This is a genomic window from Photobacterium kishitanii (assembly GCF_000613045.3).
GTDB classification, from domain to species: Bacteria; Pseudomonadota; Gammaproteobacteria; order Enterobacterales; family Vibrionaceae; genus Photobacterium; species Photobacterium kishitanii.
The window spans coordinates 3,126,874-3,140,328 of sequence record NZ_LN794352.1 but is presented as its reverse complement, the minus strand read 5'-3'; the positions used below and the strand labels follow the sequence as shown (position 1 = coordinate 3,140,328).

Below are 13,455 nucleotides of genomic sequence, written 5' to 3'. Positions count from 1 at the left end.
TTGCGCGCATTGTAGCAGAAGGGATCATGGTGAACATCCACCAGCTTCTCGAATTGGGTGGTTTGCTGGTGGACGAATAATTATTATTTTATGTCTAAGGCTGTACCTTTAAGAGGGTTATGTTTATTAAGCCAATTATCGAGGTATTCCCGTTGTGGTTTGCTTAATTCACCATTGTAACTACTAGGCGTTAACTGAGGCAGGTAAACGGTAAAGCTAAGGTGCGAGCTGTGTTGTTCTTGGTAATAACGGTCTAAGGCTATTTGCAACATCAATAATTCATTGGCTGAGGTTAATTCCATGATTTGATACTTGAGCATTTCAAGCGGTATACGATCTACATCAATTAAATGAAACACCTGTTGCCAGTCGATAGGTTCAGTGGTCATTAGCGCATGTAGTTGTTCAAAGCATCGGTATGCCCGTTGTTGGTAATGTATGGGTATAAGTTTATCAAAGTACCAACAGGGGAATTGTTTTAAGGAATTGAGGCGAGATGCCATCTTCCCTTGTTCTGTTTTTGCCCCTGTTGACTTTCCACCATGCAGTTTGCATCTTCCATTGCGCTTATTGCCTTTACGCTTACAAGGTTCGCCACTACGGGTTTTTGCACCACACAATGGTAATGATTCAAGGTTAAACCGTTTGTTCATTAGGTTGGCTCCTATAAGTGCGCATTATGCTGGTGGGCTAATTGCGCAGTTATTGGTTCGGTTCATGGGGTTTGTTTGAAGAAAAATTAATTTAATGACCACTTGTTAGCTTTAAAGGTGTGTCATTCAATAGCATGGCTTTCAGATTTTGACTGAATTGTTCAACCTTTTGTACGTATTGCGGGGTTTGTTTGTTATAGCTAGGGGTTGAGAGCAAAACCAGCATTTCTGTTATTGGGGCTATAGGATTAGATTGGGCGTTATTAAATATTTTATTAGTGACCATTTTAATTACTCAAAGCATGGTAGATATATTATAGATGAGGCTCATTTTGACCCCATAAACAATCGAAAAACGGCTTGTTAAGGCGTCTAAAACATCCCATAAATCATTTTAAAGTGGTGATGAATTCACCTTTTGGTGTTTATCAGCGACCTTAAATTAGATTTATGGAGCTATTGAGAGCCTCAAAAACGTAAAGAACGTTTTTTGTATGTGACTACGCCATCGTCAAAACGAATATTGGCTGGTGGCTCATCAATATCTAGCCATGACAGCGCATATAAAATTGGCTGTTTATGAAAATGTTGTGCTCTACTGATACGAATCCAATCATGTTTTTCTAGCTCATCACGACACTTGTATAAACGTTTTTTCTTCCATCCCCATTCTTGCATGATAGAAAGTGTTGCTTTTAGCGTGCCATTATTGAAGCCCGTATATTGTTTCGTTATAAGCCAAAGTAATGCCTGTGCGTCATGATTTAATGTTTTGTAGTCTGGATGGTCGAAAATTTGATGCAATGCTTTAGTAAAACGCTCACTATTTTTATGGCGTCCATTTGGAAGCATACCTTTACTATTAGCTTTTCTTCCCATGATTAACGAGCCTCAATCCATGCTAAAAGCTCACTAAGCCGCCATGCGCAGCTTCTAGCACCAAGATGAATACGAGCAGGGAATAGGCCTTTTTTTTCTAATTGATAGCACTGGGCACGACTAATAGACGTGATCAAGCGCCGCTCATCTTCTCTAATAAGACGTTCGGTAGTAATCGTTGCATTTTTAGGGCTGAAAGTTGATGTCATCAGATAATCCTCTTTTGATTTCATATGTATTCAATGGAATTCATTATGAATAAAGGGAAATACTGATGCTCGACAGCCGCTAGCGATTTAGATTAAATTTGGGTTTTGTTTAAAAAATGCTTCTAGCAGTGGAAGTGCTACCGCGCAACTTCGGCCTCGACTTAAGATATGCTCTGGTACAAGACCCGTTAATGCTTTTCGAATAATGCTAACTGAAGGAATAGGTAAGCTTACGAATAAGTAATTCCCAAGGTATTGGAGTAGCGCACCTACTTTCACACGTTGGCCACCTGTAAATTCGACAAACTTTATAACTGCTTGTACAAGTTTTTCGATGAACGGGCGTTTAGCCAGATAGCTAACTCGACCACCATAAATAACCTGCACAATACTCGTTATAGCTCGCTTCAATGCTGATGTTATGGGGTGGCAAGTCCCTATATACTGCTGGATGTCTTTATGACGTAAGACTCGCTGGTAGATATCATCTCTATACTGCAAGTGTTCTTCTTTTACTGTTGCATAAGTAATTGCACGAATAGTTTGAGTGATAGCATTGAGTGGGCTTGGGATCTGCTCAAGTTCTGATGACATTAGCACGCGATGACTGAATAATTCGGGGCTATCTTGTATTTTGCTTATGTCGATATGAATAAAGCGAGTATTCGTCATTATTTTACGTCTTACTTTGGATGGGTATAAGGGGTAAACAAATATTCAGGGGTACATATGAGGGTACATATAAACAAAAAGCCATTTCCATGCGAATGAAAATGGCTTTCTTTACAACACTTTAGTCACTTTTGACTAGTTCATGCCGTATTTCTTAAGCTTCTTACGTAGCGTACCACGGTTGATACCCATCATGGTTGCAGCGCGAGTTTGGTTACCACGAGTGTACTGCATGATAGTGTCTAGTAGTGGTTGTTCAACTTCTGCCAGCACAAGCTCGTACAGATCGTCGACTTCCTGACCATTTAATTGAGCAAGGTAGTTTTTAAGGGATGCCTTCACTGAATCACGTAATGGTTTCTGTGTGATTTGGTCTTGTGAAGTTACAGTTGTTACTGTTAACGCTTCGGAAGTCAGATTTTGTTCGAACATAATTCTGTAAGCTCTTCTAGTATTTATGCAACGTTTTCGAAGTAGCCTTGCAGCGCATCGATTTGCTGTTGAGCATCCTCGAGTGCGTTGAAGGTCCGGCGGAAATCACCTGCTGGTGCATGCTCTTTCAAATACCAAGACACGTGTTTACGTGCAATGCGTAATCCTAGGTAATCACCATAAAATTGGTGAAGTTCCTTAACATGACCCAACATAATTTCACTGATTTCGTCAATTGACGGTGCAGCGAGGTGTTCACCGGTTGTTAAGTAATGGTGGATTTCTCTAAAAATCCACGGCTTCCCTTGTGCAGGTCGGCCAATCATTAGAGCGTCGGCACCGGTATAATCCAGTACAAAGCGTGCCTTCTCCGGGCTATCGATATCACCGTTAGCGATAACTGGGATTGAGATGGCTTGTTTCACCGCTCTAATGTAGTCATATTCCGCTTCACCTTTGTACATGCAAGCCTTGGTACGTCCATGAAGGGCGAGGGCCTGTATGCCGCATTGTTCGGCGAGTTTAGCTATGTTGACACAGTTCCTGTTGTCCAGATCCCAGCCCGTACGGGTTTTAAGCGTAACAGGCACATCTACTGCGTCCACCACTGTTCGAAGAATATCTTCAATAAGATTGGGATACTGCAGTAGCGCAGAACCGGCTAATCGTTTATTTACTTTCTTGGCTGGGCATCCCATGTTGATATCGATGATTTGCGCACCGTTTTCAACACTGAATTGCGCAGCTTCGGCCATCAATTTTGGATCAGCCCCTGCTATCTGAACCGAACGAATCCCTGATTCACCTTCATGAACCATGCGATTGAGCGATTTAGACGTCTTCCAGAGATCTGGATTTGACGACATCATCTCGCTAACTGCCATGCCTGCACCGTAGCGAAGGCATAATTCACGAAATGGCCGATCGGTCACACCCGCCATTGGCGCGACTATCAGTTGGTTTTTAAGTTGATATGGACCGATATGCAAAATGTCTCTACCTGACTATGCCAGTAAGGGCGCGCATTTTACGCATTTTTTACGCTGCTGAAAAGGCCAATAATTGAGCATGATGATTTTGTTTGTCAAAATCGTATGATTTTCAATCAATTGACCCGATAAATTAATTAATAATAATCAACAGCAGCAACCAATTACCGTAAATTTTATGCTTTATGACCCGAGATACGACACCACTCTTCGCGTGCCATTACTGGATCTAATGTGATTTCATCGCTGTAATAGGTCGCAACATCTTGGGCTTGGCTCTCAAGTACACCAGAGATTGCAAGATCACCACCCTTTTTAACCAAGCTCTTAATCACTGGCGATAATTCACGCAGTGGGCCGGCTAGAATGTTAGCAACGACCACGTCAGCTTGAATGCCTTGTGGTTGATCTTGGGGTAGATATAGCTCTAGATTGTCTGAAACGCCATTGCGCTCAGCATTATCACGAGAAGCTAAAATAGCCTGTGGATCGATATCAATACCGATCACTTTTGCTGCGCCTAATTTAAGCGCGGCAATGGCTAAAATGCCTGAACCACAACCAAAATCGATAATGGTTTTACCAGTTAAATCTTGGCCGTCTAACCATTCAAGACACAATGATGTGGTTGGGTGAGTACCGGTACCAAATGCTAAACCTGGGTCTAACAAGACATTAACGGCATTTGGTTCAGGTGCTTCACGCCAACTTGGGCAAATCCATAAACGGCGACCAAAACGCATTGGGTGGAAATTATCCATCCACTCACGTTCCCAATCTTTATCTTCTAACTGCTCGATTTTATAAGCAAAATCATCAGCAATTAGCGGGCTGTTTTTTAGCATGTTCAGCACGAAATCCATGTCGGCTTCAGCATCATACAAACCAATTACGTCAGTATCACCCCATAAACGGGTTTCACCTGGCATAGGCTCGAAAACTGGCGTGTCTTGTGCGTCAAGGAAAGTGGCGGATAGAGCACCAGTCTCTTCCATTAGCATGTCGCCAATTGCTTCTGCGTTCTCTGCAGTAGCGTTCAGTTTAATTTGAATCCAAGGCATGGGTTATTCGCTTATTTTGTGACTACTTGAACATAGGGGGCGCAGTCTAGCATGAAATTTCACCAATCCCCATTAGCAGATGCTAAACAATAGATAAAAAAAAGAGCGTATCGGCAGATACGCTCTTGGTTATTTTTAGTTATGTTGGCGAAATTAACCGTAAAAGATCAGTTAACGTCGGCGATTTTCTGTTTATTTGGGCGTGCATAACTGCCGATAATAAAGGCGATTAAGCCAATGATTAATGTCGGTACAATCGCATGCATACCACCCATGTCGGGTTTACCTAATGACAGTCCTAAATAGGTGGTTAGGCCAACAATCATCGAGGCAAACGCGCCTGTTGCTGAGGCTTTTTCCCAATATAGCCCCAATACTAATGGCCATAGGAATACCGCTTGTAAGCTACCAAAGGCGAGCAGATTGAGCCAAATGATCATATTGGGTGGGTTCATTGCAGCGACAAAAACCAGTGCTGAAAAAATAGCGGTAACCCATAATGATAACTTGGGCAATTTGGTTTCGGCAGCTTCACCTTCGGCTATCTTAGGGTTAATGTAATTAATGTATAAATCTTTCAGTAAGGTCGCAGATGCTTGAATTAATTGAGAGTCAATGGTCGACATAATTGCTGCCATTGGACCGGCTAAGAAGATCCCTGCAACGGCTGGTGGTAATACTGTCACCATTAAAGTTGGCATGATTTGATCAGGACTAGCGATATCTGGCACGATTGCGCGGCCGAGCGCACCGGCTAAGTGCATGCCGAACATTAATAGGGCGACCATAATGGTACTGATAACCATCCCTTTGTGTAGTGAGCGACTGTCTTTGTATGACATGCAACGTACAGCGGCATGAGGTAAACCGATAACTCCAAAACAGACTAAGATCCAAAAACTCAGCATAAACGGTTGGCTTAAAAAGTGATTGGGACCATAAGGTGATACTAAGGCTGGATCGATATCATGCAGTTTTGTCACCAACGCACCCACACTGCCTCCGGTATGAATGATCCCCGCTAATAGTGCGATCGTACCGATGATCATCATGATCCCTTGAATGGTATCGGTCATTACTACAGCGCGAAAGCCACCAATGGTGGTATAGAGTCCAACCGTGATAGCAAACAACATTAAGCCGTGAGTGTAAGACAGGCCAGTGACGGTTTGTAGTAACCGTGCCCCACCAACAAATTGCACTACCATGGTGCCAAAGAAGGCTAATAATAGTGATAAGGAAGCAAAGATCACTACGCCTCGGTGTTGGTAGCGAGCATATAAAATATCATTAAGAGTTAATGCATTATGACGTCGAGATTCAATGGCAAACTTTTTACCGAGTACGCCTAATGTCAGCCATGCTGCGGGTAATTGAATCATGGCCAGTAATACCCATCCAAGACCCATCTTATAAGCCGCTCCTGGGCCGCCAATAAAGGTACTAGCACTGGCATAAGTGGCCGCAAGGGTCATCGCGAGTACAAAGCCACCCATACTACGACCACCGACGAGATATTCGGTAAGGAAATTGCCTTTACCCTGAAAACGGCGAGTATAGAGTGCAACCCCAAAAACGGCGGCTAAATAGAGCACTAAGGGAATGATAAGTTGGCTATTCATGTGGTTTATCGTCTGTTATTTCAAGAGGGAGATCGTGGTAAATAAATTTGACCATCAGGGCACAAAGTATCGTAAAAACAATCGGGCCAATAATGCATGACAGCAAAAACCATAATGGGAAACCAAAATAGAGGGTTGGCATACTGAGGTCATTAATAGCGGGGGCAAACCCATAGGCGGAAACATACCACCAAAGAAAATAAGCTAACGCAAGTCCTATCGCCCAGCGCGCTTCTTTATGCGCTTGGCGATAGCGGGCAGAAAGCGTTTTCATGCGGTTTCTCCAGTTGTTATTGGTAAATGACTTATCAGTGAATTGAAATAATCAGTGATAGCGGTCAAAAAAGGGGGCTATTGTGGCAAAAGATAGGGGTTTATGCCATGTCTAGTACGTAGCACATAGGATGTGCTGTTGTTAAAAATAAAAAAGGCCACCCTTAGGCAGCCTTTTTAACGTTAAATAACGTTATTACTGTAAACCAAGCTTCTTTTCAAGGTAGTGAATATTAGCACCACCTTTTTGGAAGTTTTCATCAGCCATAATATCTTGCTGAAGTGGGATATTAGTTTTAATACCATCAATGATCATTTCACTTAATGCATTACGCATACGTGAGATCGCCACATCACGGTTTTCACCATAAGCAATCAACTTACCAATCATTGAATCATAGTAAGGCGGTACGGTGTAGCCTGTGTAGATATGAGATTCCCAACGAATACCCATGCCACCTGGTGAGTGGAAACGGGTGATCGTGCCAGGACAAGGCAGGAAGCGCTCAGGATCTTCAGCATTAATACGACACTCAACGGCATGGCCGCGAATTTGAATGTCTTTTTGGCTAAATGATAACGGTTGACCGGCAGCAATGCGTAATTGCTCTTTAATTAAGTCAACGCCAGTGACCATTTCAGTTACTGGGTGCTCAACTTGAATACGGGTATTCATTTCAATGAAGTAGAACTCACCGTTTTCATAAAGGAACTCGAAAGTACCTGCGCCGCGGTAATTGATTTCTAAACATGCACGCGTACAACGTTCACCGATGTATTTACGCATTTCTTCGGTAATACCTGGTGCTGGTGCTTCTTCAACTACTTTTTGGTGGCGACGTTGCATTGAACAGTCACGCTCACCTAAATGAATTGCACCACCTTGGCCATCAGCGAGTACTTGTACTTCGATGTGACGTGGGTTTTCAAGGTATTTTTCCATGTAAACCATGTCATTATTAAAGCAAGATTTTGCTTCTGCACGCGTCATGGCAATCGCTTCAGTCAGTTCTTTTTCAGAACGTACTACACGCATACCACGACCGCCGCCGCCGCCAGATGCTTTAATGATAACTGGGTAACCAATGCGTTTAGCGAAAGATTTGTTTTTCGTTTCGTCGTCATCAAGTGGGCCATCAGAACCAGGTACACAAGGTACACCGGCTTTTTTCATGGCATTGATAGCTGATACTTTATCGCCCATTAGACGAATAGTTTCAGCTTTAGGGCCAACAAAAATAAAGCCAGAACGCTCTACTTGCTCGGCAAAATCTGCATTTTCAGACAGGAAACCGTAACCAGGGTGAATCGCTACTGCGCCAGTGATCTCTGCTGCACTAATAATACGAGGAATATTAAGGTAGCTATCGATACCGCGAGCGGGACCAATACACACTGATTCATCAGCTAATAATACGTGCTTTAGGTCACGGTCTGCTGTTGAGTGAACAGCAACAGTCTTAATACCTAATTCTTTACATGCGCGAAGAATTCGAAGTGCAATTTCACCTCGGTTCGCAATTACTAATTTATCTAACATAGCCAGGAGCCTCGATTACTCGATGATTACAAGCGGTTGGTCGAATTCAATTGCATCGCCATCGACTGCAAGAATCGCAACGATTTTACCTGCTTTGTCTGCTTGAATTTGGTTCATCATCTTCATTGCTTCAACGATACATAGCGTATCGCCAATGTCGACTGATTGACCCACTTCAGCAAAGTTCTTTGCTTCAGGGCTTGGAGCACGGTAGAAAGTACCTACCATCGGTGATAGTACTTTATGGCCAGGAGCAACAACAGGTGCTTCTGGTGCTTGGAATGATGCAGGTGCTTCCGTAACAGGTGCTGCTTGAACAGGTGCAGCCATAGGAGCAACAGCATATTGTTGTGGCATTGCAGTTGCAGGAACACTGCGACTGATTCGAACTGACTCTTCACCTTCAGAAATTTCTAGCTCTGCAATACCAGATTCTTCTACTAGTTCAATTAGCTTCTTAATTTTACGAATGTCCATTATTTTTCTCTTTATATATTGTTCAGTTAGCTATCTGCATGCAGGCGATTAACCGCTGCCTGTAGGGCGAATTCATAACCGTCAGGGCCAAGGCCACAAATCACTCCTACGGCTTTATCCGATAAGTAAGAGTGATGACGAAAAGGTTCACGTGCGTGAACGTTAGATAGATGTACTTCAATAAACGGAATAGCAACTCCAAGTAAGGCATCACGAATAGCAACGCTAGTGTGAGTGAAGGCTGCTGGGTTTATTATAATAAAATCCACGTTAGCATAAGCTTGGTGAATCGCATCAATTAACTCATGTTCTGCATTCGATTGAATGTGCTCTAACGTCACACCTAAATCAACGGCTTTGGTTGTTAGTTGGTGCACGAGTTGCGTGAGCGTTTGCTGACCATAATGGTCGGGCTCACGTAGACCTAATAAATTTAGGTTAGGTCCATTAATAAGTAAAATTCGTTTAACGGTCGGCATCTTGAGGTCTCATCACTGGTTTATGAGGTTAAACTCGAACAACTTGTGGCTATCTACAAGTTGACTTCCATGTGTCCGTTTTTTTACTGCTAAACATTAATTGTGAACCAATTATAGAGAATTCAACGCAAATCGCAGCAAAATACTGGTCTAATCACCACATTTTTGCGCGAACAGGTGTAAGCCGTTGTAAGAATGTTAGTAGATGTGAATGCGTTCATCCTACGTCAATGTAACGTAACTAAGTGCAAGAATTTAGTAATAAAACTGTGTTTTTGTTAGTTATTACTACGGTGTGATAATGGCGCTAAAAAAACACGATTTAAAGGGTTATTTAATGGTGTTATTTCAATAAATATTATCAATGCCGAGCAGGTTAACACGATATTTTAGCCTTAAATAGCTTATCCTAAGCTGAATTGATTTTAAATTATCATTAATAGCGGCCTGAAAAAAGACCGCAGGTTGCGGTCTTTAGATTCAGTTTAATTAATTTGTTATTTTGTTAATGAGCTTCAAAGTAATTGCTGTTTCTCTGCAATGAGTTTATCAACCACACTTGGATCAGCCAATGTCGATGTATCACCAAGAGAGCCTGTATCACCTGTAGCAATTTTGCGTAGAATACGGCGCATGATTTTACCTGAGCGAGTTTTAGGTAATGCATCGGTCCAGTGAATAAAGTCAGGGGTTGCAATTGGGCCTATTTCTTTACGTACCCAATCTTTTACTTCTTTATGTAACTCGGCATTAGGAAACTCACCGTCATTAAGGGTGATATAAGCATAAATTGCTTGGCCTTTAATTGGGTGCGGTATGCCGACAATCGCCGCTTCTGCTATTTTATCAAATGCGACTAATGCCGATTCTATTTCAGCCGTTCCCATTCGATGACCCGAAATATTCAGCACATCATCAACACGACCTGTGATCCAGTAATAACCATCCTCGTCGCGACGAGCACCATCTCCAGAAAAATACATGCCAGGGAAGGTTGAGAAGTAGGTTTGTTCAAAGCGCTCGTGATCGCCCCACAAGGAACGCATTTGTCCTGGCCATGAGTCGGTCATGACTAAGTTGCCGTCGGTGGTGCCTTCTAAAATATTGCCAATGTTATCAACTAATGCGGGTTGTACGCCGAAAAATGGTCGAGTGGCTGAGCCAGGTTTGAGTATGGTTGCACCAGGGAGGGGAGTAATGAGAATGCCGCCAGTTTCTGTTTGCCACCAGGTATCAACGATTGGACAGCGACTGTCACCGATAGTACGGTGATACCACTCCCATGCTTCAGGATTAATGGGTTCACCAACGGATCCCATGATACGTAACGATGATCGTTTCGTGCCAGCAATTGCTTCATCACCTTTGGCCATTAAGGCTCGAATCGCGGTTGGGGCTGTATAGAGGATATTGACTTGGTGCTTATCTACTACTTCGCTCATGCGGCTAGTGGATGGATAGTTAGGCACGCCTTCAAATAGAACCGTGGTCGCACCGTTAGCTAATGGTCCGTAAACTAAATAACTGTGGCCGGTGATCCAGCCGACATCAGCAGTACACCAATAAACATCGCCAGGTTGATAGTCAAAGACATATTTAAAAGTCATCGTAGCATAAACAAGATAACCGCCAGTGGTATGCAGTACGCCTTTAGGTTTACCAGTCGAGCCTGAGGTGTAAAGAATAAACAGTGGATCTTCTGCATTCATTGGCTCTGGAGCGCAATGGGTTGAAGTTACCGCTGTTGCTTGATGCCACCAGACATCGCGTTCATTGTGCCATTCAATATTGCCGCCAGTACGTTTAAACACCACTACTTTTTCAACACTGGTAACGTGCGGGTTAGCCAGCGCATCATCAACGTTTTGTTTTAAAGGAACCGCGCGTCCACCACGAACCCCCTCATCAGCGGTGATCACAACTTTGGCATTAGAATCAATAATACGACCAGCAAGAGCTTCCGGTGAGAAGCCTCCAAATACGATGGTATGTACAGCGCCAATGCGAGTACAAGCCAGCATTGCTACGGCCGCTTCTGCTACCATTGGCATGTAAAGACAGACGACGTCACCTTTACGTACTCCTTGGCTTTTGAGTGCATTGGCAAATTGACATACTTGTTGATGAAGATCGTTATAGGTTAGGGTCGCATCGTCATTAGGATCATCACCTTCCCAAATAATTGCTGCTTGATCGCCACGATCAGCAAGGTGGCGATCAATACAGTTAGCCGACACATTAAGTTCACCGTCTTCAAACCATTTAATACTGACATGGCCACTATCAAATGAAGTATTTTTAACCTTAGTGTAAGGAGTGATCCAATCAAGGATTTGTCCATGTTGACGCCAAAAACCTTGAGGGTTTATCGTTGATTGCTGGTACATCTCACGATATTGGTCATTATTAATATGAGCATTGCTCGCAATTGCATTATCTACCGGGTAAATATGAACCTCACTCATCCCTGTTCTCCTTGGGTTATTTCCCTATTGGGTGTTGTGTTTGTAATCTTGTACAAACAACGGTTTCGACGGTATTAATCGTTAAAGTGGGGGATTCTGTGATTAACGACAATTAGACTTTAGGATGAGATTGCGGCAAAAAGGGAATAATTAACATGTTGCATAAATGTTGCATTGCGTTTTGTGCGCTATCTTGGCTGTTAAGTTTGTGAGTGTACTAAAATTGCGTGTGACAATGGTCGCAACTAGGTTGCAAATATTTGTTATTTTCGAGTAAAGATTACTGAATCATTACGGAATAGTGGTTGATTTACGGCATAATAGCTTAGTTTTTCATCTACCACATTTTGAGACCGATTATGTTTAAAAGTAAGCCTTATGGCTGGACATCCCAATATCTATTGGGATTTTTCTTTTCTTACGGGGTGTATTTACCCTTTTGGGCGATTTGGTTTAAACATATAGGGGTCAATGACTCTGATATTGGTTTGCTATTAGGGCTAGGTTTTGCAGTGCGCTGTATTGCCAATCTAGTGATCACTCCTCGTATCCATAAAGTTGAGCATTTAATTCCGGCACTACGTGGTTTTACATTACTTGGGCTGGTGGCATGTATTATTTATATTGTCTGTGGGGGGCATTTATGGGCACTCGCGGCGGTGACCGTTTTATTTAACTTATCTGCTGGGCCGATTGTGCCAATTTCAGATGCTATTACTAACCATTACGCTAAAGAAGGCCATTTAGATTATGGCCGTACCCGTTTATGGGGTTCAATTGCTTTTATTGTCGGCTCGACTATAGTGGGTTTATGTGCCCAGCGTTATGGGGCAGATATTATTCCATGGGTTGCTTTAGCGGGCTTAGGCTTTGCACAAATAATGGCAGCGCGTAACCCCGTTGTTATGCCGGTGGATGTTAATAGTCATCAGCAGGTTCGTCCTGCGTTAATGCATATTTTGCGTGATAGCTCAGTGATTAAATTGATGTTGATTACAGCATTGTTGCAGGGTAGTCATGCTGCTTATTATGGTTTCAGTTCGATTTATTGGCAAAAAATTGGCTTTGATGAGTCGGTGATTGGTTATTTATGGAGTTTCAGTGTTGCGGCTGAAGTTGGAATGTTTCTGGTTAGTAAGCGCTTATTTGCCAACTGGTCAATTAATAATATGTTCCGTTTAGCTGCTATTGGCGTGTTAGTTCGTTGGGGATTAACCGCGACCATTACTGATCAGTGGGCAATGTTTGCGGTGCAGTCACTACATAGTGTGACCTTTGCTGCTGCTCACTTAGCTGCGATTCGTTATATTGAACGCTCACCAAGTAATCATATGGTAGCACTACAGTCGTTGTATAACGCGATTCCGTTAGGTGCTGTGATGGCTATTTTAACCTCAGTGAGTGGTTGGATTTATGGGGATTGGGGCGCCGATGTATTTTGGGTAATGGCTGTAATGGCAATACCTGTATTCTTTATTAGGTTGCCATTACCCGATAAAAAATCTCAAGTATTAACCCCACAAATAAATTGATTATTAGGTAAATTCCAATAGCGATGATGAATAAGCGTACCGAGTAATGGGTGCGCTTTTTTTTATTTGAATTTTAACTCGTACAGCGTAATAGCAATATTAACGTTATCCTAATTTTTGTGATCAGTATCGATTGAGTCAAGGTCAATAACTCCGTTACAGTGAGGTGGGA

General features: G+C 42.7%; 14 protein-coding genes. 1 reads left to right on the top strand and 13 read right to left on the bottom strand.

Translation table 11 applies throughout. From position 1 onward, the window contains the following. Nucleotides 1-83: 83 nt before the first annotated feature. The 13 genes from PPBDW_RS14500 to acs form a co-directional block, all read right to left on the bottom strand. The gene (locus PPBDW_RS14500; protein ID WP_036788909.1) at nt 84-653 is read right to left on the bottom strand and encodes an HGGxSTG domain-containing protein; all 570 of its coding nucleotides are present in this window, start codon (nt 651-653) and stop codon (nt 84-86) included. 468 nt (nt 654-1,121) lie between these two features. Beyond that, complete coding sequence (locus PPBDW_RS14495) at nt 1,122-1,532, bottom strand: hypothetical protein (RefSeq protein WP_052671703.1); 411 nt, start codon at nt 1,530-1,532, stop codon at nt 1,122-1,124. A 2-nt stretch (nt 1,533-1,534) separates the two neighbouring features. Then, nucleotides 1,535-1,741, bottom strand: a complete 207-nt coding sequence (locus tag PPBDW_RS14490) for a helix-turn-helix transcriptional regulator (protein ID WP_036788905.1) — start codon at nt 1,739-1,741, stop codon at nt 1,535-1,537. A gap of 87 nt (nt 1,742-1,828) precedes the next feature. Further along, nucleotides 1,829-2,413, bottom strand: coding sequence for a hypothetical protein (locus tag PPBDW_RS14485; RefSeq protein ID WP_036788903.1), 585 nt, complete (start codon nt 2,411-2,413; stop codon nt 1,829-1,831). A 135-nt stretch (nt 2,414-2,548) separates the two neighbouring features. Further along, on the bottom strand, nt 2,549-2,845 hold the full coding sequence (fis, locus tag PPBDW_RS14480) for a DNA-binding transcriptional regulator Fis (RefSeq protein ID WP_005372656.1): 297 nt from the start codon (nt 2,843-2,845) through the stop codon (nt 2,549-2,551). Between the two features lie 23 nt (nt 2,846-2,868). Then, entirely contained in the window at nt 2,869-3,834 is a 966-nt protein-coding gene (gene dusB / locus PPBDW_RS14475) for a tRNA dihydrouridine synthase DusB (RefSeq protein ID WP_036788900.1), read from the bottom strand. 176 nt (nt 3,835-4,010) lie between these two features. After that, nucleotides 4,011-4,895, bottom strand: a complete 885-nt coding sequence (gene prmA, locus PPBDW_RS14470; RefSeq protein ID WP_036788898.1) for a 50S ribosomal protein L11 methyltransferase — start codon at nt 4,893-4,895, stop codon at nt 4,011-4,013. Between the two features lie 167 nt (nt 4,896-5,062). Then, nucleotides 5,063-6,517 carry a sodium/pantothenate symporter gene (gene panF / locus PPBDW_RS14465; RefSeq protein ID WP_036788896.1) on the bottom strand — a complete coding sequence of 485 codons (1,455 nt, stop codon included), beginning with the start codon at nt 6,515-6,517 and terminating at the stop codon, nt 5,063-5,065. Beyond that, a complete protein-coding gene (locus PPBDW_RS14460; protein ID WP_036788894.1) occupies nt 6,510-6,791 on the bottom strand; it encodes a YhdT family protein in 282 nt (93 codons plus the stop codon). Before PPBDW_RS14460 ends, panF begins: the two co-directional genes overlap by 8 nt. A 195-nt stretch (nt 6,792-6,986) precedes the next feature. Further along, nucleotides 6,987-8,330 (bottom strand): acetyl-CoA carboxylase biotin carboxylase subunit, encoded by a 1,344-nt coding sequence (gene accC / locus PPBDW_RS14455; RefSeq protein WP_036788892.1) that lies wholly within the window; start codon nt 8,328-8,330, stop codon nt 6,987-6,989. Nucleotides 8,331-8,345: 15 nt separating this feature from the next. Next, nucleotides 8,346-8,807, bottom strand: a complete 462-nt coding sequence (gene accB / locus PPBDW_RS14450) for an acetyl-CoA carboxylase biotin carboxyl carrier protein (RefSeq protein ID WP_036788890.1) — start codon at nt 8,805-8,807, stop codon at nt 8,346-8,348. A gap of 26 nt (nt 8,808-8,833) precedes the next feature. Further along, nucleotides 8,834-9,286 carry a type II 3-dehydroquinate dehydratase gene (gene aroQ / locus PPBDW_RS14445; RefSeq protein ID WP_036788888.1) on the bottom strand — a complete coding sequence of 151 codons (453 nt, stop codon included), beginning with the start codon at nt 9,284-9,286 and terminating at the stop codon, nt 8,834-8,836. A 515-nt stretch (nt 9,287-9,801) separates the two neighbouring features. Beyond that, nucleotides 9,802-11,751: an acetate--CoA ligase gene (acs, locus tag PPBDW_RS14440; protein ID WP_036788886.1), complete on the bottom strand. Its 1,950-nt coding sequence runs from the start codon at nt 11,749-11,751 to the stop codon at nt 9,802-9,804. A 359-nt stretch (nt 11,752-12,110) separates the two neighbouring features. Here acs and PPBDW_RS14435 point away from each other — a divergent pair, with 359 nt between their 5' ends. After that, nucleotides 12,111-13,283, top strand: a complete 1,173-nt coding sequence (locus PPBDW_RS14435; RefSeq protein WP_036788884.1) for a 3-phenylpropionate MFS transporter — start codon at nt 12,111-12,113, stop codon at nt 13,281-13,283. The last annotated feature ends 172 nt before the right edge of the window (nt 13,284-13,455 follow it).